Here is a 22,221-nt window from a genome sequence, read left to right as displayed (position 1 = left end):
ACAGCTCAAGCTGAACCTGAAGTCGACGGAAAAATGACAGGAATTCCGTTGCCTTAGCGGCTTTTCCTCATTCCCGGTCTTGTGTTTTGGCTCCCAATCCGGTTTCACTGCAAGCCGTCACTGATTCCTCGAGTATTGCCATGCGGTTGTCGCGGTTCTTTCTGCCGATCCTGAAGGAAAATCCGAAAGAGGCGGAAATTGTCTCGCATCGGCTGATGCTGCGCGCCGGCATGATCCGACAGGAGGCCGCCGGCATCTATGCCTGGCTGCCGCTCGGCTTTCGTGTGCTGAAGAAGATCGAGCAGATCGTGCGCGAGGAGCAGGACCGCTCCGGTGCGCTGGAACTGTTGATGCCGACGCTCCAACTCGCCGACCTCTGGCGCGAGAGCGGCCGCTACGATGCTTACGGTCCGGAGATGCTGCGCATCGCCGACCGCCACAAGCGTGAGCTGCTGTACGGGCCGACCAACGAGGAAATGATCACCGAGATCTTCCGTGCCTATGTGAAGTCCTATAAGAGCCTGCCGCTCAATCTCTACCATATCCAATGGAAATTCCGCGACGAGCAGCGCCCGCGCTTCGGCGTGATGCGCGGCCGCGAGTTCCTGATGAAGGACGCTTATTCGTTCGACCTTAACGAGGCCGCGGCGCGCGTTGCCTACAACAAGATGTTCGTGGCGTATCTGCGCACCTTCGCGCGGATGGGGCTGAAGGCAATCCCGATGCGCGCCGAGACCGGCCCGATCGGCGGCGATCTCAGCCACGAGTTCATCGTGCTGGCCGAGACCGGCGAATCCGGCGTTTTCATCAATCGCGACGTGCTGGACCTGCCGGTGCCGGGCGAGGACGTCGACTATGAGAGCGATTTGACGCCGATCATCAAGCAATGGACCTCGGTCTATGCGGCCACGGAAGACGTTCACGACGCCGCGCGCTTTGAGCAGGAAGTGCCCGCGGACAAGCGGGTGAACACCCGCGGTATCGAGGTCGGGCAGATCTTCTATTTCGGCACGAAGTATTCCGACGCGATGAAGGCGCTGGTTGCGGGTCCCGACGGTGTCGACGTGCCGATCCACGGCGGCTCCTACGGCGTCGGCGTCTCCCGCCTGCTCGGCGCCATCATCGAGGCCTGCCATGACGATGCCGGCATCAAATGGCCCGAGGCCGTGGCCCCGTTCCGGGTGTCGATTCTCAACCTCAAGCAGGGCGATGCCGCGGTCGATGCGGCCTGCGAGAAGCTCTATGCGGAGCTTTCCGCCAAGGGCGTCGACGTGCTCTACGACGACACCGACCAGCGCGCCGGGGCCAAATTCGCCGCCGCCGACCTGATCGGGATCCCCTGGCAGATCATGATCGGGCCGAAGGGGCTCGCCGACGGCAAGATCGAGTTGAAGCGGCGTGCCGACGGCTCGCGCGAGAATATGTCGCCTGCGGACGTGGTTGCGCGCCTCGCCGGCTGAATAGTGTTCACCGCGCGGTAATGGGCCGGCAATCCGGCCACAATTGACCCCGAATCATGGGATTATCAACCGATGGATGAACCCATGACCAAGACTGTACAGACCGCGCCTTTTGCGCCATTCGAGTGGATGCTGTCGGCGCGCTATTTGCGGGCGCGCCGCAAGGAGGGATTCATCTCGGTCATTGCCGGGTTCTCCTTTCTCGGGATCATGCTGGGAGTGGCGACGCTGATCATCGTCATGGCCGTCATGAACGGCTTCCGCAAGGAACTGCTCGACAAGATCCTGGGGCTCAACGGCCACATCCTGGTCCAGCCGCTGGAATCGCCGCTGACCGACTGGAAGGACGTCGCCGACCGTCTCAGCCAGGTCCAGGGCATCCGGCTCGCCGCGCCCGTGGTGGACGGCCAGGCGTTGGCGTCATCGCCGTGGAACGCCTCCGGCGTCCTGGTGCGCGGCATCCGCTCCGACGACCTCAACAACCTCACCTCGATCGCCAAGAACATCAAGCAAGGCTCGCTCGAGGGTTTTGACGACGGGCAGGGGGTCGCGATCGGCCGGCGCCTCGCTGACCAGTTGTCGCTGCACGCCGGCGACAGCATCACGCTGGTGGCGCCGAAGGGCGCGGTCACCCCGATGGGCACGACGCCGCGCATAAAACCGTACAAGATCGCCGCGGTGTTCGAGATCGGCATGTCCGAGTATGATCTCGGCTTCGTGTTCATGCCGCTCGCGGAGGCGCAGGCCTATTTCAACCGCAGCAACGACGTCACCTCGATCGAGGTCTTCACCACCAATCCGGATCAGATCGTAGCGTTTCGCCAGGCCGTGACGGAGGCCGCGGGCCGGCCGGTGTTCCTGGTCGACTGGCGCCAGCGCAACTCGACCTTCTTCAACGCGCTCCAGGTCGAGCGCAACGTGATGTTCCTGATCCTCACCATGATCGTGCTGGTCGCGGCGCTCAACATCGTCTCCGGCCTGATCATGCTGGTGAAGGACAAAGGCAGCGACATCGCGATCCTGCGCACGATGGGAGCCTCGCAAGGCTCGATCATGCGTATCTTCCTGATCACGGGCGCCTCGATCGGCGTGGTCGGTACGATGGTCGGCTTCTTCGTCGGGCTGGTGATCTGCCTCAACATCGAGTCGATCAGGCAATTCCTGTCCTGGCTGAGCAGCACCGAGCTGTTTTCGCCAGAGCTCTATTTCCTGTCGAAGCTGCCCGCCGAGATCGACATCGGCGAGACCTCGGCCGTCGTCATCATGGCGCTGACGCTGTCGTTCCTGGCGACGCTGTATCCGTCCTGGCGGGCCGCACGCCTCGATCCCGTCGAAGCGCTGCGGTACGAGTGAGGGGCTGATGGAGCAGCAGGGGGCGGAAGATGTACCGGTCATTTATCTCCACGAGATAAAACGGCAGTACTTGCAGGGCGAGGTGCCGCTGACGATCCTGGACGGCGCCAAGCTCGCGCTGTGGGCGGGTCAATCCGTCGCGCTGGTGGCGCCGTCGGGCTCGGGCAAGTCGACGCTGCTGCACATTGCGGGGCTGTTGGAAGCTCCCGATTCCGGCGAGGTCTATGTCAATGGCGCGCCGACCTCACAACTGCCCGACATCGAGCGCACCCAGCTCCGCCGCACCGATATCGGCTTCGTCTACCAGTCCCACCGGCTGCTGCCGGAGTTTTCCGCGCTGGAGAACGTCATGATGCCGCAGATGATCCGCGGCCTGAAGAAGTCCGAGAGCGTCAAGCGCGCCAAGGAGATTCTTGGCTATCTCGGCCTCGGCGAGCGCATCACGCACCGTCCCTCCGAGCTGTCGGGCGGCGAGCAGCAGCGCGTTGCGATCGCGCGCGCGGTGGCCAACGCACCGCGGGTGCTGTTCGCGGACGAGCCGACCGGCAATCTCGATCCGCACACCGCGGACCACGTCTTCCAGGCCCTGATGCAGCTCGTCAAGGCGACCAAGGTTTCCATGCTGATCGCGACCCACAACATGGAGCTCGCCGGCCGCATGGACCGGCGCGTGTCGCTGTCGAACGGCCAGGTCATCGAGCTCGAGTAACGTCATCGAGCTCGAATGAAAAACGCGAAAACAACCCCATGCACAGTAGCCGGGCGTGGCCGGCTACGTCAGAGGTGACTTCCTCCAGCCATTTGACATGTCGGGCATATCAGCCGCGGCGGCGCATCGCCGCCGCGGAAGACGATTTACGGCCGGATCACCGTTAATTTGAACGGACCGCCATTGGCTGCGGCGTGTTCGACCGCCTCGTTGGCATGGTCGAGATCGAAGGCCGTGGTCTCGTATTCGTCGAGCCGCAGCAGTCCGGCTCGCACCAGCGCGATCAGGCGGCTTGCTGCATCAGGCGGGTACATCCAGACGCCGTGGATGCTGATGCAGTTGCGCATGATCCAGGGGTAGGGCAGCTCGAGGCCCGCGCCGCCCGCCATGCCGACGCCACCCATCAGCACGACGCGGCCGTAAGCGCGCACCGTCATGATCGCCGCGCGCACGACGGTCGTGCTCACCGAGGGCGGCATGATGTCGAACACGCAATCGATCGGCCCGGGAGCCGCACGCTTCATGTTCTCGCAGTCGTCGTCCTCATTGCCGGTGAGTTTGACCGGCCTCACGCGGTCGCCAAAGCGCCCGACGAGATCGGCCAAAATCTTGTCGTTGCGGCCGGGGGCGACCACGCAGGCCGCGCCCATCGCGAGCGCGACCGAGACCGCTGCGCTACCGAAATTTCCGGTGGCCCCGCTCACCAGCACGGTCTCGCCGGGTTGAAGGTTGGCGGCAAGGAAGCCGCCATAGGGCACCAGCAGCGTCCCCAGCGCACACCATCGCGTGGCTTCGTCGGACGTGATTTGGCCAAGGCGCTTCACGTTCTCCGTCGGCACGCGCATCTGCTCGGCAAACGAGCCGTGGCGAAAGTGCTTTTGCAGGAGCATGCCGCCGGGACCTGCGGCAGTCAGTCCCTGCAGGGCGATGTCGGGTGCAACGATTTCGTCGCGCGAGCGCACCGTCGGGTCGCAGAAGACCCAGTCGCCCACGCTGAGCTTCGTCGCGTCCGGGCCGATCGCACGCACCCGTCCGATGCCGCCAGGACCCGGGATGATCGGCAGGTCGAGCGCATAGTTGCGCATCCCGCTGAAGACCTCGTTCATGTAAGACAGCACGCGCGTGGCGACGACGTCGACGATCACCTCGCCGGTCCCGAGCACAGGGTCCGGGGCTTTCTCGATCGCAAGCGGGGATCCAAAGGATTTCAGTACGGCAGCTTTCATGATCTCACCTTAAAGTGGGTGAAGCCGATATGCGCCGCCTTTCCAGGCGCAGGAAGGCCTGGTATTATCCTAGTATTGTCTAGGCCCTCCATCGAGGCATGTCATCATGGCCGATCCACGCCGCGTCGAATTCGGCGACTTCCTCAGGTCCCGCCGCGAAAAGCTGTCGCCGAAGACCGTCGGGCTTCCCGCTGGCCGGCGGCGCCGCACCGCAGGGCTCCGTCGCGAAGAGGTCGCGCAGCTCGCCGGCATCGGCGTCGACTGGTATATCCGCCTCGAGCAGGGCCGCACCGTCAGTCCGTCGGTGACCACCGTCGACGCGCTGGCCCGCGCGCTGCGCCTCAGCAAGACCGAGCATGCCCATCTCAAGGCGCTGGCGCGCGACGGTGACAAGCGCGCGTTCACGCGCGAGATCGTGCCGGCGCCCGTTCGGCGGATGATCGAGAGCCTGACGCAGCCGGCCTATGTCACGGGGCGGCGCTGGGACGTGCTGGCCTGGAACGAGGCGGCCGAGGAGGTCTTCGGGTTCGGACAATTGCCCGAGCAGGACCGCAACACGCTGCTGCTGGTGATGACGAACAAGCAGACGCGAAAGTTCTATGGTGCCGGCTGGAACGACGTCGCCAAGAGCATGGTCGCGATGTTTCGCGCCACCCACGACGTCTGGGCGGGCGATCCCGCCTTCTCGGAGTTGCTCACGCGGCTGCGCGAGGGCAGTCCGGAATTCGTCAAATGGTGGGAAGCGCACGACATCCGCAGCACCGCCGCGGGCCTCAAGACCATGAACCACCCGACCAGGGGCGTGCTCCAGTTCGAACACACGAGTTTTCAGGCCAATGACGATCCGGCGCTGAAGCTGGTGATCTACACACCCGTGTAGATTGCGGAATCATAGGGCCCAAGCTCGTCACGTATGACGGTCGATGATCTGAAGGAGCCGGTCGCAGGATGCCTCGATCCTCTTGTGGGGAGATGTGGCGACGCCCAGCAACAGTCCGGATCGCGCCGAAGCCGCGGACGCATGCCATAGCGACAGGGGCGTGGGCGCCAATCCGAACGATGCCGCTTTCCTCGCGATCGCGACGTCGGAGGTCCCGTCCGGCAGTCGCAGGACCGCGGCCAATCCGGCGATCGCAACGTCCCTGGCGCGTGCCTTCAGGTATTTCAGCAGCGCATCGCCTTGCGCGGCATAGGCCCGCTTCGTCCGTCGAAGATGCCGTAGATAGTGGCCGTCGCGGATGAATTCGGCGGTTGCGATCTGTACGGAGGGCCCGGGCGCCGGAGCGAGGCATGCCGCAACTTCGGCAAAGCGTGGCGCCAGAGCAGCGGGCGCAACGACGAAGCCAAGCCGCAAGGCGGGCGTCACTGTCTTGCTAAAAGACCCAATGTGGATGACGCCCAGCACGATCGAGAGAGGCAAGCGCCGGCGTAGCCCGGCCCTTTAGCTGAAGCTCGCTCAGATAGTCATCCTCGATCACCCACACCCTCTCTTGAGCGGCCCATTCGAGCAGGCGTGAACGTCTTGCCAGCGACAGGGTGAATCCAAGCGGTGCCTGCTGTCCTGGAGTCACGACAACCAGCGACGCGTCAGGAGCATGTTTCAGGCCGTAATTGACGTCGATGCCGTCCGCGTCAACCGGGATCGGCGCGATCGACAATCCCGCAAGCTCGAGCCCCTTACGGGTGAAGGGAAAGCCTGGATCCTCCACCCAGACCTTTTTTGCTCGAGGCCGAGAACGCGGAGCGCCAGTCCGAGGCCGCCACTGAAACCGCTGGTGATGATGATTTGGGAAGGTGCGCACTCGATTCCGCGCGCTAGCGCAAGGTAAGCCGCGATCTCGCGGCGCAAGTCTAGCTCGCCCCGCGGATCGGGATAGATCGCCGGTGCGCTCATTTCTGCACGAACCGCCTGCGCGCGCATTCTCGCGAAGAGCTTGGCGGGAACGGTTTCGTTCGAAGGCACGCCCATCTGAAAAACAGCCGGCCCCGCGGTGAGCTCCCGGTACATCTCCATGAATGAGCCGGAATCCGGGGCTTGTTCCTGCCGAGCGGCGAGGGACGGCCGGTCCGCGACGTGCGTTCCTGTCGCGCGCGAAGCTACGATCAGTTGGGCGGAGGAGAGTTTTTGGTACGCCGAGCGCACTGTACCTCGCGCGACGCCAAGTTGGGCTGCCATGTCCTGCCAGGAAGGCAGACGAGCCCCCGGGGCGAGCACACCGCTCGCGATAGCATTCCCGATACCCTTGCGGATCTGCTCCGCCAGCGGCGTCTTCGCAGAGCGGTCAAGCTTCAACCGCAGCGGCTTGGTCATGTCCCCGTGGTACACGATTTTCGTGCGTTCTTGGTACTTTTCTGTGGACCATGGCGGTAGCACTTATGGGGGCAGATGAAAGTACCCGGCAACCAAGGCCGGCGAACAGACCGACATCATGGAGTAAGAAAATGACCATGCGTCTCGATTACAACCACATCGCACCGGCGGGCGTGAAAACGTTGGGCGGCGTCTACGGCTACGTCATGCAGAGCAATCTTCCTGCGACGCTGGTGAACCTGGTCTACCTGCGCATATCGCAGATCAACAACTGCGCCTATTGCCTGGACATGCACACGCGCGATCTGCTTAAGAGCGGCCAGAAGATCGAAAAGCTCGCGCTGCTGCAGGCGTGGGCTGAGGCCGGCAATCTCTTCAGCTTCCGAAATACGCCGCAGGCTGCGATGGAGAAGGCGGCCTGACGGCCGCAATCGCAGCGACAAAGCCAGGAGCCTGAAAAATGGCAAGCATGATTTCCGGCGTGAGGATTCCCGACAGCAAGATGGCACGGCAGGCGGCCGAGCTGGTGCGCCAGTACGAAACCGAGATGTTGTTCAACCATTCGGTTCGCGTCTATGTATTCGGCGCGATCAAGGGCGTGCGTCAGAAGCTGAAATTCGACTCCGAGTTGCTCTATGTCGCGGCGCTGTTTCACGATCTCGGCCTTGTCGATCATTACCACACCGAGACAAAGCGATTTGAAGTCGACAGCGCCGACGCCGCGCGAGAATTTCTCAGGGGGCACGGCGTTGCTCAGCCGCAAGCCGATCTGGTGTGGGAGGCGATTGCGCTGCATACCACGCCAGGAATTCCGCAGTATATGAAGCCGGAAATCGCGCTCACGAACGCAGGGGTTTTGGTGGACGTCGTGGGCGTTGGATATGACGACTACACACAAGAGCAACGCGACGAGGTGATCGCCGCGTTTCCGCGCGGCGATTTCAAGAACGAATTCCTCGAGGTGCAGACTTGCTCGGCCTTGAAGAAGCCTCAGACGACGTTCGGGACGGTCAATTTCGATTACATCGAAGATCGCGATCCGGCATTTCGCAAGCCGAACGCATGCACGCGCATCCGCAACACGCCCTGGCAGACCTGAGCCGTCGCGTAACGACGTCGCCGAGGAATTTTGCGTTGGGCGGCGACGTGAGCAGGATCGCAACACGATCCTGCTCATGATGATCATGCCCAGGTGCGTAATCAAAAACTGTCGTTGCGCCAATCACCTGTAATCTGCTTCACACGCAAACGCGCCCAACAACGCTAGACGAAGTCAGGCCGCGTTGTCACGCGGTCTGCTTTGGAGCGGGCGATGATGACTGCACTGGCGAAGGCGATATTCCGGGCGACGAGAACCAACGTTGACGTCGAAACTTTAAAGATACTTGTGATTTTTTTGGGGGGCAGGTCTGCTGCTGTCACTTGTGGCCGCAATGATCTACGGACAGGCTCTAAGCGCGGCTCTATTTTGAATCCAATTGCGGCGACGACGTCGCGCTGACGTTCGGCAGCGAAGCTGCTGTCCAAGGGCTCGTCGGAGCCGATGCCGCCGACGAGCACGACGCCACGAGCTGCGTCCACACTGACGTCAGACCCGTCCTGTCGGTCATCACAGCCGACGCGCTCTTCGCGCCATGCGCAGGGAAGCGACGGCGCCGCCGAGAGGCCGAAAGAGCCACCAAGCGGCGCCATGACAGCGCCGCCTCGGTTCACGGATTGACGTCTTAGCGTAGCGATCTGAACGCTGCCCGCATCTCGGCGGCGAAGAGCTGCGGCTGCTCCCACGCCGCGAAGTGGCCGCCCTTGTCGACCTCGTTGAAGTAATGGAGCGTCGGATAGGCGCGCTGCGTCCATGTCTTCGGCGCGCGATAGATTTCGGCAGGGAATACGGTCACCGCGACCGGCACCGTGATCTCCGTGGTCTTCTGCGCGGCGGAGCTGAAGTTGTTGTTGTTGTTTTCCCAGTAGAACCGGCTGGCCGACGCTCCGGTATCCGTGAGCCAGTAGAGCGAGATGGCATCCAGGATTTCGTCCTTGGTCAGCACGCGCTCGGGCTCGCCGCCGCTATCGGTCCACTCGGAGATCTTCTCGTACATGAATGCAGCGAGTGTCGCGGGCGAGTCGCAAAGCCCGTAACCGATCGTCTGCGGGCGCGTCACCATCATCGCGCCGTAGGCCGCGCTTCGCGCGAAGAACTTGCTCAGGGTCTCGAAGGCCACGCGTTCCGGCTCAGGAAGGCCTGCAGGCGGCGGATCGCCGGCATTGATGCCCCTGACGTATTCGGCAGGCACAGTCGGCGGCATGTTGACGTGGATACCCAGAAGGCCAGCAGGTTTCTGACGGGCGAGCGCGTCGGAGATCACCGATCCATGGTCGCCGCCTTGGGAGACGTATCTGACATATCCGAGCCGCTTCATGAGCACGTCCCAGGCGCGCGCTACGCGGTCCGGGCCCCATCCGAGTTCGCGTGGTTTCGCCGAGAAGCCGTAACCGGGAATCGAGGGGATGACGACGTGGAAGGCGTCCTCGGCGCGCCCACCGTGCGCTACGGGATCGGTCAGCGGTCCGATGGTCTTGAGCATTTCGAGGATCGAACCCGGCCAGCCGTGCGTGATGATGATGGGCAGCGCGTCGGGATTGCGTGACCGGACATGGATGAAATGGATGTCGAGGCCATCGATCTCGGTGATGAACTGCGGCAGTGCGTTGAGCTGCTTTTCGATCTTGCGCCAGTCATAGGACTTGGCCCAGTAGCCGCAAAGAGATTGCAGCCGCGCGAGTTGCACGCCTTGCGAGATGTCGGGCACCGTCTCCCGGTCGGGCCAGCGCGTTGCTCCGATGCGCCGGCGCAGGTCATCGAGCGTCGAGTCGGGGATGTTGATATTGAATTTGCGGATGCTGGCGTCGCCGGCGGGGCTTGCGGTGCTTTCTGCGGCCTGAGCGGATGACGCGATCGAAGTGAGCGGAAAGGTAAGGCCAATGGTACCGACCAGCGACGATGCAACGAAGTCTCGCCGGCCGATTCCGTTGTTCGTGACAGACATGAACATTCTCCAGTTCTCTCGTCTGTGTTGTCGAGAGCGACAGGGGGATAGCATCGCTGAAATGTCATATGAACGGCGATTGCGAGGTCCGGTGCGTCACGTCGTGCGTTTTCGAAAGACCGGGCCGTCCGGCAAGAAGCATTTGCGCCGACGCGATTTGGCATGGGTCCTTCCGTTTGCAAGCCGGCTTCACAAGCGCTATGCCCCGGCTTTCGGAAGAGCCTGATATGACAATCTCGGATGACAACGACCTCACCAGCCTGAAAGAGATCGGACGCATCGTCGCCAACACTCTCGAGGCGATGGGCAAGGCGCTCGAGCCGGGCATGACCACCTCCGAGCTCGACCAGATCGGACGAACACTGCTGGAGGCTGCCGGCGCACGTTCGGCTCCGGAGCTGGCCTACGACTTTCCCGGGGCGACCTGCATCAGCGTGAACGAGGAGATCGCTCACGGCATTCCGGGTGAGCGACGGATCGCGCGCGGCGACCTTGTGAACATCGACGTGTCTGCCGCGAAGAACGGCTTCTTTGCGGATACGGGAGCGTCATTCGCCGTTCCGCCCGTAACCCGCGTGGTCGAACGTCTTTGCAGGGATGGAAGGCGCGCGATGTGGACGGGCCTGCGGCAGGTTGGAGCCGGCAAACCGATTGCCGGCATCGGTCAGGCCATCGGGACTTTCGCGCGGAAGAACGGTTACAGCCTGGTCAGGAACCTTGCTAGCCACGGTGTCGGCCTGTCGCTCCACGAGGAGCCGACGGAGATCGCGACATGGCCCGACCGCTCGGAACGCCGTATCATGAGCGACGGCCTGGTGTTCACGGTCGAGCCATTCCTGTCCCTGGGCGCCGAGTGGGCACAGGATGGCGATGATCCGTGGACGCTCTACAGCAGCCCCGAAGCGGCGACTGTTCAATACGAGCATACCGTGATCGCCACCCGAAGCGGACCTTTGATCGTTACGATGGCTGGTTGAGGAGGCGTCCTCAAGCCACCGGATCACTGGCGGCATTCGAACGGCTTCGATCATCCGGCGCCAACGGTGGCGCCAGTTTCGCCGGAGGATTCTCCGGTGCGGCCGCGTTGCTTCCCGAGCTGACATCGACCGGAGCAGATTCGGCTTCAGCAGATCTGGCGTCGCGATAGGCGACGATCCAGATCAGGAAACCCAGAACCGCCAGCGCGGCGCCGACTGGGCCGGTGGAGGTCCAGCCCAGCCCCTCGCGAATGGCGATGCCGCCGAGGAACGGGCCGAGCGCATTGGCGGTGTTGAATGCCGAATGGTTGAGGGCGGCCGCAAGCGCCTGCGCGTCTCCGGCGACGTCCATCAGCCGCGTCTGGAGAATGGCGCCGAGCGAGACGCTGGCGCCGATCGCGAAGACGTCTGCCGCCAGCAGCCAGGGATTGCCGGCGGCAAGCGGAAACACCAGCAGCGCAACTGCCGAGAATAACAGGATGACGCCCGCGGTCGGCATCAGCGCGCGGTCGGCAAAGCGCGGCACGAACAGATTGCCGAGCGTGGCGCCGATGCCGAACACGGCCAGAAAAAGCGGAATGACCGCGGGGCTGACCTTGGTCACCTCGATCAGCGTGGTCGCCAGGTAAGTGTAGACGGCGAACATGCCGCCGAAGCCTATGGCGCCGATCGCCAGCGTGATCCAGACGCGGCCGCTTCGCAGCGCTCCCAGCTCTCGCAGCGGATCGGACCGGCCTGCCTGGTCGCGTGGCGCGAACAGGGCGCACAGCAGGACCGTGAGCAACGCCAGCACCGACACGAGACCGAAGCTCGCGCGCCAGCCGACGGCCTGCCCAATCAGATTGGCCAACGGCACGCCGATGATGGTGGCAGTGGTCAGGCCGAGCATCACCTGGCCGATCGCCTGCGAGCGGCGATGTTGCGGAACGAGGGAGGCCGCGACCAGCGTGGCGATGCCGAAATAGGCCCCGTGGGGCAATCCCGAGAGGAAACGCGCTGCGATCATCCAGCCAAAGCCCGGCGCCAGCGCAGTGAGGGCATTGCCGAGCGCGAACACGGCCATCAGGACCAATAGCTGCGCGCGCCGCGCCAATCGCGCGCCGAGCACGGCGATCAGTGGCGCGCCGAGCACGACGCCGAGCGCGTAGGCGCTGATTGCGTGTCCTGCGGTCGGCTCGTCGATCCCGAGGTCGGCGGCGAAAAAGGGCAGCAGGCTCATCGATGCGAATTCGGTGGTTCCGATCGCAAAGCCGCCCATCGCGAGCGAGAACAGGACGATGGCGAGATGAGGGGTGCTGAGGCCGCGGTCGCGCGGGGCGAGGTCGCTCGGTGCGATGTCGTCATGTGTCCTGCAATGGTGGCGTCAACGGGAACCAGCCCAGCAAACGTCGCCACCCCTGCAAGATTTCTCTGTCGTACTTAAACCCGGATCAGTCGGCGTCAACACCGGAAGCTGAACGTTGGGCAGGCCGCATATCAGCGTCCCGATTTAATTGAGGCGCCTTGCGCGGCGAGGGGGCTTCTTCTGCGCAAAGTACGGGTTCGCAATGCGCGTCGCCGACCGACCCACGGCCAAATACCTGCACTGCTCGTGCGAGGCGTAGCGGCAATCAAGGAGCGCGAAGCGAGCGCGACGCAGCTTAGCGCTGGAAATAGCCCGGCGGATAACCAGGCGTCTGCGCGTGCGGCCTGTTCTGGTAGGCGTAGGGATCATCGCTCTGGCCTGCGAAATACGGGTTCGCGATACAGGTGAGGGCGCGGCCCGACGAACTCGCCTGGCACTGCGCGTAACTGTCGAACGTGCAATTGCTGAGCCCCGGCCATTCATCGCCGGTGAGACAGAAGGCATGGTGAGTTCCGAACGCATGCGCCGGCGTGTTTCCGCCGGGCGCAAGCGCAAATGTGGCGAGCGCGAGCGAAAATATGGCAGAAATGGGGAGAGCAATTCGTCTGCGCATTTCAATTCTCCAATCACGCGAATGTGCGCGCGACGTTGTTACGCGTGCATGCCGTATATGTCGTGTAACCGACATTGGAACTCGTGAAAACTCTTGTTTCAAAGGGTTTCCAGCGCGCCCTGATAAATCTTCATTAATGAAGCGCAGCCCTTTGAGGCGGACTGTGGCGTCGAGGTTACAGCAATTCCGTCGAGCGCTGGTATGAACGACGACACGGCCCGGGGGCCTAACGACGAAACTGGAACGGGAATCAAATGAACAAGAATCTGTTGCTTGCTGCTGTGAGCCTTATCGCGCTCGGCGCGGCTGCGCCGGCGGTGGCTGCTGACCTCGCTGCGCGGCCTTACACCAAGGCGCCCGCGATGGTTGCCGCGATCTACGACTGGAGCGGCTTCTACATCGGCGTCAACGGCGGCGGCGGTTCCTCGCACGCGACGTGGGATCTGGTGGGCTTCGGCCGCGATGGTTCGCATGACGCGACCGGGGGCACGGTCGGTGGCCAGATCGGCTACCGCATGCAGTCGGGCCAGTGGGTGTTCGGCGTGGAAGGCCAGGGCAACTGGGCTGACTTCTCCGGCAGCCACGTTGGAGCGATTTCCGGCTTCACCAACAACGCAAAGATCGACTCGTTCGGTCTGATCACCGGTCAGGTCGGCTACGCCTGGAACAACGTGCTGCTCTACGTAAAGGGTGGTGCGGCGGTGGTTGGCACCAAGTACGACGCCTCTTTCGGCGGCGTGTCGCTTGCATCGGCCAACGACACTCGTTGGGGCGGCACGGTCGGCGCGGGCCTCGAGTTCGGGTTCGCTCCGAACTGGTCGGTTGGCGCCGAATACAACCACATCTTCCTGGGTGGCAACGATCAGAACCTGACCGGCGGCATCGGTGTTCTGCCGGTCCACGTCAAGCAGGACGTCGACATGGGTCTCGTCCGCCTGAACTACAAGTTCGGCCCCGGCCAGATGCTCGGCCGTTACTGAGCTTGATCGCTCCATCGAGCGGTTGATGAAAGCCCCGGCCTTGTGCCGGGGCTTTTTTATTGTTTGAATTCAGCGAGTTAACCATCGCTTTTCAAGATGGCGCAGACGGCTTGACTCCCAGGAACAAAATGAGAACAATATTCTTCATACGTTCTGGTGATGGAGCAAGCCATGTTCAGGATTTTCGTCGAAGAAGCCGCCGCACTCGCCTCGATCGCGCTGTTCGTCGGGATGATCGCAATCTGGGCGCAGGTGATTCCGCAGCTCTAGACCCGCGGTTTTGTAAACCGGTGCTCGGCTCACGGGTGCCCCTTGGGGAAAAGCGGGACGACGCGACCGATCGGCCGCTCCGGCGTGGACTCTGAAGCGGTGAGACCCCACCATTGTGAGGCGAGTCGGCTTGGCGAATGCATGATGCCTCCGGTGCCGGCGACCGCTCCATCCATCTGCAAGAGGCCGTCACGCGACCATGCCGAGCGCCGGATTTGTCCACCTTCACGTTCACTCGGCCTATTCGCTGCTCAAGGGCTCGATCAAGATCGCCAAGCTCGCCGAGCTTGCGAAGAAAGACCATCAGCCGGCCTTGGCGCTGACCGATACCGACAACATGTTCGGTGCGCTGGAGTTCTCCGACAAGATGGCGGGCTCCGGCATCCAGCCGATCGTCGGCTGCGAGATCGCGATCGATTTCGGCGACCAGGATCCCAGTGCGCGCAACGCGCTTCTGCCCTCGCGCGTGGTACTGCTGGCCGCGCAGGAGCGCGGCTACCGCAGCCTGATGCGGCTGAACTCGCGCGCGTTCCTGGAGACGCCCGACACCCATGCCTCCCACATCAAGTTTGACTGGCTGGAGGGCGAGACCGAAGGCCTGATTGTGCTGACGGGCGGTCCGGACGGGCCGATCTCGCTGGCGCTTGCCGCGGGGCAGGCCGAAATTGCCGCCTCGCGCTGCGAGCGTCTGGCCAGCCTGTTTGGCGACCGCCTCTACGTCGAGCTGCAGCGCCACAACACCGAGAAGGAGCGGAGAGTCGAAAGCAGCCTGATCGACATCGCTTACGTCAAGGGCCTGCCGCTGGTTGCGACCAACGAGCCGTATTTCGCCGCGACCGACGATTACGAAGCGCATGACGCGCTGCTCTGCATCGCCGGCGGGCGGCTGATCGCAGAGACCGAGCGCGAGCAGCTCACGCCCGACCACCGCTTCAAGACCCGCGCCGAGATGGCGGTGCTGTTCGCCGACATTCCGGAGGCGCTGGCCTCGACGGTGGAGATCGCCGAGCGCTGCTCGTTCCGCCCGATGACGCGCAAGCCGATCCTGCCGTTCTTCACGGTCGGCGCTGCCGCAAGCTCCGATGCCGCCGCGGTCGAGGCGGCCGAATTGAAGCGGCAGGCCGAGGAGGGGCTCGGCAACCGTCTGCAAGTGCACGGCCTGTCGCCGGGCACCACTGACGAGGACTACAAAAAGCGCCTGGCGTTCGAGCTCGACGTCATCATGCGCATGAAATACGCGGGCTACTTCCTGATCGTGGCCGACTTTATCAAATGGGCAAAGGGCCAGGGCATTCCGGTCGGGCCGGGCCGCGGCTCCGGCGCAGGCTCGCTGGTCGCCTGGGCGCTGACCATCACCGACCTCGACCCGATCAAGTTCGGCCTGCTGTTCGAGCGCTTCCTCAATCCCGAACGCGTCTCGATGCCGGATTTCGACATCGACTTCTGCCAGGACCGCCGCGGCGAGGTGATCAAGTACGTCCAGGAGCGCTATGGTCGCGACCAGGTCGCGCAGATCATCACCTTCGGAACGCTGCAGGCGCGCGGCGTGCTGCGCGACGTCGGCCGCGTTCTGCAGATGCCTTACGGTCAGGTCGACAAGCTCACAAAACTCGTGCCGCAGAATCCGGCCGCGCCCGTCACGCTGGCTGCCGCGATCGAGAGCGAACCAAAACTCCAGGCGTTCCGCGACGAAGACCCGGTGGTGGCGCGCGCCTTCGACATCGCCCAGCGTCTCGAAGGCCTGACCCGCCACGCCTCGACGCATGCCGCCGGCATCGTGATCGGCGATCGCCCGTTGAGCGAGCTGGTGCCGATGTACCGCGACCCCAAGTCGGACATGCCGGTCACCCAGTTCAACATGAAATGGGTCGAGCCCGCGGGCCTCGTGAAGTTCGACTTCCTCGGCCTGAAGACGCTGACCGTGCTCGACGTCGCGATCAAGCTGCTCAAGCCGCGCGACATCCATGTCGATCTCGCCACGCTGCCGATCGACGATGCCGAAAGCTACCAGATGCTGGCGCGCGGCGAGGTGGTCGGCGTGTTCCAGGTTGAAAGCCAGGGCATGCGGCGCGCGCTGGTCGACATGCGCCCCGACCGGTTCGAGGACATCATCGCGCTGGTCGCGCTCTACCGCCCGGGTCCGATGGCGAACATCCCGACCTATTGTTTGCGCAAGCACGGCGACGAGGAGCCGGAATATCTGCACCCCGTGCTGGAGCCGATTCTCAAAGAGACGTTCGGCGTCATCATCTACCAGGAACAGGTGATGCAGATCGCGCAGGTGATGTCGGGCTATTCGCTCGGCGACGCCGACCTGCTGCGCCGCGCCATGGGCAAGAAGATCCGCGCCGAAATGGAGAAGCAGCGCGAGATCTTCGTCGCCGGTGCGGTGAAGAACGGCGTCCCGAAGGCGCAGGCCGACACCATCTTCGAGCTCCTGGCGAAATTCGCCGACTACGGCTTCAACAAGAGCCACGCGGCGGCCTATGCGCTGGTGTCCTACCACACCGCCTACATGAAGGCGCATTACCCGGTGGAGTTCATCGCGGCGTCGATGACGCTCGATCTCAACAACACCGACAAGCTTTCCGAATTCCGCTCGGAGGCGCAGCGCCTCGGCATCAAGGTCGAGCCGCCGAACATCAATCGCTCAGGCGCGACCTTCGAGGTCGGCGAAAAGACGATCTACTACGCGCTCGCCGCGCTGAAGGGCGTCGGCATTGCCGCTGTCGAGCAGATCATCGAGGAGCGGACGAAGAAGGGACTGTTCACCTCGCTCGCCGATTTCGCCGCGCGGGTCAATCCGCGCGCGATCAACAAACGCGTCATCGAAAGTCTTGCCGCGGCCGGCGCCTTCGACATGCTGGAGCCGAGCCGGGCGCGCGTCTTCGCCGGTGCGGACGCGATCCTCGCCGCCTGCCAGCGCGCGCATCAGGCCGAGACGGTCGGCCAGAACGACATGTTCGGCAGCTCGGCCGATGCGCCGACCGTCATGCTGCCGCAGATCGAGCCATGGTTGCCGGCCGAGCGGCTGCGCCGCGAATATGACGCGATCGGCTTCTTCCTGTCGGGACATCCGCTCGACGATTACGCCACCGTGCTGAAGCGGCTGCGCGTACAGTCCTGGGCCGAGTTCTCGCGCGCGGTGAAGACCGGCGCCACCGCCGGCAAGGTCGCGGCCACCGTGGTGTCGCGCATGGAGCGGCGCACCAAGACCGGCAACAAGATGGGCATTATGGGCCTGTCCGATCCGACCGGACATTTCGAGGCGGTGCTGTTCTCGGAAGGCCTCGCGCAATATCGCGACGTGCTGGAGCCGGGCGCTGCCGTGCTGCTCCAGCTCGGTGCCGAGCTCCAGGGCGAGGACGTGCGCGCCCGCGTGCTGCATGCCGAGCCGCTGGACGACGCCGCGGCCAAGACCCAGAAGGCCCTGCGCATTTTCGTGCGCGACACCAAGCCGCTGGACTCGATCGCCAAGCGTCTCGCCGGACCCGACATGGCGGCGTCGAACGGCGCGGCACCGAAAGTCGGCAGTCCCGGCACCGCGCCGCGCTCCAACGGCGACGGTGAGGTCTCGCTGGTGATGATGCTCGACCTCGAGACCGAGGTCGAGATGAAGCTGCCCGGCCGTTTCAAGGTCTCGCCGCAGATCGCGGGCGCCATCAAGGCGGTGGCGGGTGTCGTGGACGTGCAGCAGCTCTAGCAACACGCACGAAGTTGCAGCCGGTTGCATGTTTTGCGCGGGTGATGCTGCGGTCCCGTTGCAACCTGTCGCTGATTCCGGTTAGCATGCTCCCGGGGAAAATCTGGGGGCGTGATGCTATTGCGTGGGCTGGTGTTGCTCGTGGCTGCGGCATTGCTGTGCGGCTGTGAGACGGCGAGAAGTGGGCTCGGGTATTCGGAGGCGGTACGAAAGCTGGGTCCGCCGAAAGCCGGGCAGGCACGCGTCGTCGTGTTTCGCGAGAAGGGCTTCGGCGGCATCGGCGATCCGGACTGGGCATTTTCCCTCGACGGTACGCCGATCAAGGGCCTGAAGACCGGGACATATGTCTATGTCGATCGCCCGGCGGGCCAACACCAGTTCGTAGCAGAGGAGGCGGCGCTCGGCGTGACGCGCGTGGACTTCTCGGCTCAGTCCAGCCAGACCGTGTTCTTCGTTGCGCGCTTCAGTCAGCGCAAGAGCGCCATGATCGCGAACGCGAGCACTGGGCTGCTGGGCTGGGGTCTCACACTTGCGATGACGTCCGGCTATAAAAATCAGGGCCCGCTGGATTTCCTGCCCCTGGATGAACCGGCCGCCATGACGACAATCGCAGAGCTTCGCTTGGCGGAATAGGCCCGCGCGAAACTCGGGCGCCGGCCCGCACCGTCATTTGTGGTTTCGTCACATCGTTGCGGCTATGATTGCACCGATGCCGTTGGTCCATCGCGCCGGGAGGAAACGTAACATGTGCGACAAATGCAATGAATCCCTACAGGAGAAGATCGTACCATCGCGGCGGTCCGCGATGTTGTTTGGTGCCTCGGCCCTCGGCCTCGCCTTGACCGGCAGGGCCTTCGCCAAGGAGACGAAAACGCCGCCCAAGCCGCAGAACGTGCTGTCGCCCGACGCATCATTGAAACGCTTGATGGAAGGCAATGCGCGCTATGTCGACGGCGTGGCGCGGCGTCATGATTTCAAGCACGAGCGCGAGGCGCTGGCCGGCGGGCAGAACCCGTTCGCGGCCGTGCTGAGCTGTGCCGATTCGCGCATCGCGCCGGAATATGCCTTCGACACCGGCCGCGGCGATCTGTTCGTCTGCCGCGTCGCCGGAAATTTTGCCGGCACCGAGACCATCGCCAGCATGGAATATGCGGTTGCCGTGCTCAACGCGCCGCTGATCCTCGTTCTCGGCCATGACGCTTGCGGCGCCGTCGATGCGACGCTGAAGGCGATCAAGGACAACAAGCCGCCGCCGGGCCACATCCCCTCGCTGGTCGATGCGATCGCGCCTGCCGCCAAGGTTGCGATGCAGCAAGGCGGGAACGTCCTCGACAATGCGATCCGGCAGAACGTGATCGACAACGTCGCGAAGCTGAAATCGGCGGCGCCGATCCTCAATGCGGCCGTGGAGCAGGGCAAGCTCAAGGTCGTGGGCGGCATCTACCGGCTCACGACGGGAACGGTCGAACTGATCGCGCAGGGCTGACGCGCTGATCGCCTCGCGCCGGTCCACCGTCGCGAGGCTGATGCGGGTCTGACGCAGGAGCTTGGCGCCGGCAACGGGCGCCATGCCTCCGCCTCAATCCAAGCCTTTCGTTATTGGGCCTTTCGTTATTTAGCCCTTCGTTCAAGTGCCATTCAGCTGGCCGCGCGTCTGATGCGTGGCGGCACCTCAACAACAATAACGGGCAGCAAGCCATGCGTGGGACGCTCAGAGCCTTCATCTGCCTTCTCCTGCCGATCGCGGTTTTTGCCGCGGGCGCGCCGGATCCGGCGCGTGCTCAGCAGCAGGAAAAGCGCATCGCGCTCGTGGTCGGCAACGGCGCCTATGCCAAGTCGCCGCTGGCGACGACCGCGAACGATGCCGGCCTGATCGCGCAGACGCTGCAAGCGGCGGGCTTCGACGTTGTCGGCGCCCGCGATCTCGACGGCGACACGCTGCGCAAGAGTTTCCGCGACTTCATCCAGAAGGCGCAGGCCTCCGGCCCCGGCACCGTCGCGATGATCTATCTCGCCGGCTACGGCGTGCAGCTTGCGGGTGAGAATTATTTCATCCCGGTCGATTCCAACATCACCCGTGACACCGACATTCCGACCGAAGGCCTGCGCATCAGCGATTATGCGCGCCAGCTCGCTTCCGTTCCGCTCAAGGCCAACATCGTCGTGCTCGACGCCGCGCGGGCGCAGCCCTTCGTCGAGGGCGGCCAGCCGATCGCGAGCGGGCTTGCGTTGGTCGAGCCCGATCCGAACATGCTGATCGCCTTCAATGCCGCGCCCGGCACGGTGGCGCCGGAGGAGCCGGGGCCATACGGCATCTACGCGCAATCGCTGGCGGAGATGATCCGCACCGGCGGCCTGCCACTGCCTGATGTGTTCGATCGCGTTCGCCTGCGCGTCAACGAGGCCAGCAAGGGCGCGCAGGTACCCTGGAACGAGCAGAAGATATCGGCGCAGTTCTCGTTCTTCGAGCGCGGGCCCGACGCACCGCCGCAGGAGGCCGCGCCCGACCAGGTCGCCGCGATGCGTAACAAGCCGATCCGCGACCTCGGCGTCCAGGATGCCTATGCCGCCGCGCTCGCGCGCGACACACTGCCGGCCTATGAGGAGTTTCTCGGCGCCTATCCGAATGATCCGATGTCCAAGCGCGTGATGGCGATCGTCGCGGCGCGCCGCGAGGCGATCACTTGGCGGCGGACCTATCGGACCGATACGCCGGAAGCCTATTGGTCGTATCTGCGTCGCTATTCGCGAGGGCCGCATGCGGCCGACGCGCGCCGTCGCCTGGCGATCCTGACCGCGCCGGTCGAGCCGCCGCCGAGCTTTGCGATGATCGACTATGACGTACCGCCTCCGCCGCCGGAGGAGATCGTCTATGTCGACCGTCCGGTGCTGTATTTCAGCGATCCCGATTTTGGCTTCGCGCCGCCGCCGCCGCCGCCGATCTACTATCTGCCGCCGCCGCCGCCGGATTTCGTCGTGCTGTCGCCGCCAATGCCGGTGCTCGGCCTGTTCGTGCTGCCGCAGCCGGTTTTCGTGCCGATCCCGGTGTTCGTCAGACCGCCGATCTATGTCGCGCCGCCGCCGAACAACATCATCTACCAGAACATTCACAACACCACGGTCATCAACACCGTCATCAACCGGCCGCAGGCATTGCCGGCGGGTGCGGGGCCGGGGCCCGGACCGGGCAATCTCGCACCAGCCGTTGCCGGCCGCGCCAGCCCGGCCGGTCCTGCCGTGCCGCAGGCGGTCGCGCAGCGCGCCGCCCTGATTCAGCAGGGCAAGGCGCCGATGCCGCCGAGCGCGACGATGCAGCCGACGGCAAGGCCAAGGCTAGCTCCGGCGACGCCGGCCAATGTCGCGCCGACCGCGGCACCGATCGGAGCGCCAACCGCTGCTCCATCGGCCAGGCTGCCCCAGGCCAATACACTGCCGGTTCCAGGGAGCCATGGCGGGCCGCCGACGCCACCTGCGGGGGCAGGGCCTCTGCCGGGCGGCAGACCTGTACCTCCGACGGCGACTGCACCCGGCGCGCCGCTGCCGACGCATCCGGGGGCGCCGCCGACTGCTGGTCCCGGTACCGCTCTGCCGGCTCATCCCGGTGCGCCAACCGCCGCGGCGCCGCCGACGGCTAAGCCCATCACTGCAAATCCGGCCGCTGCGGCCGGCCAATCGCCGAAGCCGCCGGTGGCCCAGCCCGCGCCCGGGACCAGGCCCGGGGAGCATGGCAAGTCCGCGACCCGCAACCCGGCTGGCACGCCGCCTGCTGCCCGCACGCCTCCCGGCGCAGCTGGACGACCGGTCACCCCGCCGCCCTCTGCCGCGCGCGAGCCGATCAGGCCCCAGAATCAGCCGTCGGCTACTCCCGCGCAGGCCGCCCGGCCGTCGGCATCACCACCGCGGCCTCAGGCCGTGGCGAGGCCGACTCCACCGCCGGCCGTGGCGCGTCCGGCCCCGCCGCCTCCGCCGCGTGTTGCATCGCCGCCGCCGGCCCGGGTGGCTCCCCCCGTCGCGGCCGCTCGGCCAGCGCCGCCGCCAATGGCCCGACCCGCGCCGCCGCCACCGGTAGCCCGGCCGGCGCCACCGCCGCCGCCCCGGATGGCCGTCGCGCCACCGCCGCGCCCGGCAGCACCTCCGCCGCGTCCCGCGGCCCCGCCGCCGGCGGCAAAGAAATGCCCGCCGAACCAGCCCAGATGCTAGTCGCGGGCCAGGGCGCAGCGTGGTCTTTAC

At 64.7% G+C, this 22,221-nt stretch carries 16 protein-coding genes and 3 pseudogenes; 12 read left to right on the top strand and 7 right to left on the bottom strand.

Annotation, left to right across the window (positions count from 1 at the left end):
• The first annotated feature begins 140 nt into the window (after window positions 1–140).
• The 3 genes from proS (at window position 141) to IVA74_RS26380 (ending at window position 3,522) form a co-directional block, all read left to right on the top strand.
• Window positions 141–1,460 (top strand): proline--tRNA ligase, encoded by a 1,320-nt coding sequence (gene proS / locus IVA74_RS26390; RefSeq protein WP_247349275.1) that lies wholly within the window; start codon window positions 141–143, stop codon window positions 1,458–1,460.
• Window positions 1,461–1,532: 72 nt separating this feature from the next.
• Window positions 1,533–2,813 carry a lipoprotein-releasing ABC transporter permease subunit gene (locus tag IVA74_RS26385; RefSeq protein ID WP_247349274.1) on the top strand — a complete coding sequence of 427 codons (1,281 nt, stop codon included), beginning with the start codon at window positions 1,533–1,535 and terminating at the stop codon, window positions 2,811–2,813.
• A 7-nt stretch (window positions 2,814–2,820) separates the two neighbouring features.
• Window positions 2,821–3,522 carry an ABC transporter ATP-binding protein gene (locus IVA74_RS26380; RefSeq protein ID WP_211398118.1) on the top strand — a complete coding sequence of 234 codons (702 nt, stop codon included), beginning with the start codon at window positions 2,821–2,823 and terminating at the stop codon, window positions 3,520–3,522.
• 146 nt (window positions 3,523–3,668) lie between these two features.
• Here IVA74_RS26380 and IVA74_RS26375 read toward each other — a convergent pair whose 3' ends face one another.
• A complete protein-coding gene (locus IVA74_RS26375; protein WP_247349273.1) occupies window positions 3,669–4,748 on the bottom strand; it encodes a zinc-binding alcohol dehydrogenase family protein in 1,080 nt (359 codons plus the stop codon).
• Between the two features lie 106 nt (window positions 4,749–4,854).
• Here IVA74_RS26375 and IVA74_RS26370 point away from each other — a divergent pair, with 106 nt between their 5' ends.
• Complete coding sequence (locus IVA74_RS26370; RefSeq protein WP_247349272.1) at window positions 4,855–5,628, top strand: helix-turn-helix transcriptional regulator; 774 nt, start codon at window positions 4,855–4,857, stop codon at window positions 5,626–5,628.
• 27 nt (window positions 5,629–5,655) lie between these two features.
• Here IVA74_RS26370 and IVA74_RS26365 read toward each other — a convergent pair.
• A pseudogene (locus IVA74_RS26365) lies at window positions 5,656–7,059 on the bottom strand (PLP-dependent aminotransferase family protein).
• A 131-nt stretch (window positions 7,060–7,190) separates the two neighbouring features.
• On the opposite strand from IVA74_RS26365, the pseudogene IVA74_RS26360 reads away from it, so the two are divergent.
• Both IVA74_RS26360 and IVA74_RS26355 read left to right on the top strand, forming a co-directional pair.
• Window positions 7,191–7,436 (top strand): annotated as a pseudogene (locus IVA74_RS26360) (carboxymuconolactone decarboxylase family protein); the annotation flags it as partial.
• 83 nt (window positions 7,437–7,519) lie between these two features.
• Window positions 7,520–8,158, top strand: coding sequence for an HD domain-containing protein (locus IVA74_RS26355; protein WP_247349270.1), 639 nt, complete (start codon window positions 7,520–7,522; stop codon window positions 8,156–8,158).
• A gap of 164 nt (window positions 8,159–8,322) precedes the next feature.
• On the opposite strand, the gene IVA74_RS26350 is transcribed toward IVA74_RS26355, so the two are convergent.
• The gene (locus IVA74_RS26350) at window positions 8,323–8,751 is read right to left on the bottom strand and encodes a hypothetical protein (RefSeq protein ID WP_247349269.1); all 429 of its coding nucleotides are present in this window, start codon (window positions 8,749–8,751) and stop codon (window positions 8,323–8,325) included.
• Between the two features lie 32 nt (window positions 8,752–8,783).
• Window positions 8,784–10,103: an epoxide hydrolase family protein gene (locus IVA74_RS26345; protein ID WP_247349268.1), complete on the bottom strand. Its 1,320-nt coding sequence runs from the start codon at window positions 10,101–10,103 to the stop codon at window positions 8,784–8,786.
• Window positions 10,104–10,330: 227 nt separating this feature from the next.
• On the opposite strand from IVA74_RS26345, the gene map reads away from it, so the two are divergent.
• Window positions 10,331–11,080 (top strand): type I methionyl aminopeptidase, encoded by a 750-nt coding sequence (gene map, locus IVA74_RS26340; protein WP_247349267.1) that lies wholly within the window; start codon window positions 10,331–10,333, stop codon window positions 11,078–11,080.
• Between the two features lie 10 nt (window positions 11,081–11,090).
• Here map and IVA74_RS26335 read toward each other — a convergent pair.
• The 3 genes and pseudogenes from IVA74_RS26335 to IVA74_RS26325 form a co-directional block, all read right to left on the bottom strand.
• Window positions 11,091–12,424, bottom strand: a pseudogene (locus IVA74_RS26335) (MFS transporter).
• Window positions 12,425–12,569: 145 nt separating this feature from the next.
• Window positions 12,570–12,794 carry a DUF3551 domain-containing protein gene (locus tag IVA74_RS26330; RefSeq protein WP_247349264.1) on the bottom strand — a complete coding sequence of 75 codons (225 nt, stop codon included), beginning with the start codon at window positions 12,792–12,794 and terminating at the stop codon, window positions 12,570–12,572.
• Window positions 12,721–13,038 carry a DUF3551 domain-containing protein gene (locus tag IVA74_RS26325; RefSeq protein ID WP_247349263.1) on the bottom strand — a complete coding sequence of 106 codons (318 nt, stop codon included), beginning with the start codon at window positions 13,036–13,038 and terminating at the stop codon, window positions 12,721–12,723. The genes IVA74_RS26330 and IVA74_RS26325 overlap by 74 nt, the downstream gene beginning before the upstream one ends.
• Window positions 13,039–13,292: 254 nt before the next feature.
• On the opposite strand from IVA74_RS26325, the gene IVA74_RS26320 reads away from it, so the two are divergent.
• The 5 genes from IVA74_RS26320 (at window position 13,293) to IVA74_RS26300 (ending at window position 22,191) form a co-directional block, all read left to right on the top strand.
• A complete protein-coding gene (locus IVA74_RS26320) occupies window positions 13,293–14,018 on the top strand; it encodes an outer membrane beta-barrel protein (protein ID WP_247349262.1) in 726 nt (241 codons plus the stop codon).
• A gap of 469 nt (window positions 14,019–14,487) precedes the next feature.
• Complete coding sequence (gene dnaE, locus IVA74_RS26315) at window positions 14,488–17,991, top strand: DNA polymerase III subunit alpha (protein ID WP_247349261.1); 3,504 nt, start codon at window positions 14,488–14,490, stop codon at window positions 17,989–17,991.
• A gap of 114 nt (window positions 17,992–18,105) precedes the next feature.
• Window positions 18,106–18,624: a DUF2846 domain-containing protein gene (locus tag IVA74_RS26310; protein ID WP_247349476.1), complete on the top strand. Its 519-nt coding sequence runs from the start codon at window positions 18,106–18,108 to the stop codon at window positions 18,622–18,624.
• A gap of 112 nt (window positions 18,625–18,736) precedes the next feature.
• Window positions 18,737–19,477, top strand: coding sequence for a carbonic anhydrase (locus IVA74_RS26305; protein ID WP_247349260.1), 741 nt, complete (start codon window positions 18,737–18,739; stop codon window positions 19,475–19,477).
• 212 nt (window positions 19,478–19,689) lie between these two features.
• Entirely contained in the window at window positions 19,690–22,191 is a 2,502-nt protein-coding gene (locus IVA74_RS26300; protein WP_247349259.1) for a caspase family protein, read from the top strand.
• Window positions 22,192–22,221 lie beyond the last annotated feature (30 nt).

The sequence above is a fragment of the Bradyrhizobium sp. 132 genome (genome assembly GCF_023074185.1).
Lineage (GTDB): Bacteria > Pseudomonadota > Alphaproteobacteria > Rhizobiales > Xanthobacteraceae > Bradyrhizobium.
This window is presented reverse-complemented; position numbering and strand designations above follow the sequence as displayed.

Coding starts and splice junctions, on each gene's coding strand:
- proS (WP_247349275.1), top strand. CDS start 141: ATGCGGTTGTCGCGGTTCTTTCTGCCGATCCTGAAGGAAAATCCGAAA.
- IVA74_RS26385 (WP_247349274.1), top strand. CDS start 1,533: ATGGATGAACCCATGACCAAGACTGTACAGACCGCGCCTTTTGCGCCA.
- IVA74_RS26380 (WP_211398118.1), top strand. CDS start 2,821: ATGGAGCAGCAGGGGGCGGAAGATGTACCGGTCATTTATCTCCACGAG.
- IVA74_RS26375 (WP_247349273.1), bottom strand. CDS start 4,748: ATGAAAGCTGCCGTACTGAAATCCTTTGGATCCCCGCTTGCGATCGAG.
- IVA74_RS26370 (WP_247349272.1), top strand. CDS start 4,855: ATGGCCGATCCACGCCGCGTCGAATTCGGCGACTTCCTCAGGTCCCGC.
- IVA74_RS26355 (WP_247349270.1), top strand. CDS start 7,520: ATGGCAAGCATGATTTCCGGCGTGAGGATTCCCGACAGCAAGATGGCA.
- IVA74_RS26350 (WP_247349269.1), bottom strand. CDS start 8,751: ATGGCGCCGCTTGGTGGCTCTTTCGGCCTCTCGGCGGCGCCGTCGCTT.
- IVA74_RS26345 (WP_247349268.1), bottom strand. CDS start 10,103: ATGTCTGTCACGAACAACGGAATCGGCCGGCGAGACTTCGTTGCATCG.
- map (WP_247349267.1), top strand. CDS start 10,331: ATGACAATCTCGGATGACAACGACCTCACCAGCCTGAAAGAGATCGGA.
- IVA74_RS26330 (WP_247349264.1), bottom strand. CDS start 12,794: ATGATCCCTACGCCTACCAGAACAGGCCGCACGCGCAGACGCCTGGTT.
- IVA74_RS26325 (WP_247349263.1), bottom strand. CDS start 13,038: ATGCGCAGACGAATTGCTCTCCCCATTTCTGCCATATTTTCGCTCGCG.
- IVA74_RS26320 (WP_247349262.1), top strand. CDS start 13,293: ATGAACAAGAATCTGTTGCTTGCTGCTGTGAGCCTTATCGCGCTCGGC.
- dnaE (WP_247349261.1), top strand. CDS start 14,488: ATGCCGAGCGCCGGATTTGTCCACCTTCACGTTCACTCGGCCTATTCG.
- IVA74_RS26310 (WP_247349476.1), top strand. CDS start 18,106: ATGCTATTGCGTGGGCTGGTGTTGCTCGTGGCTGCGGCATTGCTGTGC.
- IVA74_RS26305 (WP_247349260.1), top strand. CDS start 18,737: ATGTGCGACAAATGCAATGAATCCCTACAGGAGAAGATCGTACCATCG.
- IVA74_RS26300 (WP_247349259.1), top strand. CDS start 19,690: ATGCGTGGGACGCTCAGAGCCTTCATCTGCCTTCTCCTGCCGATCGCG.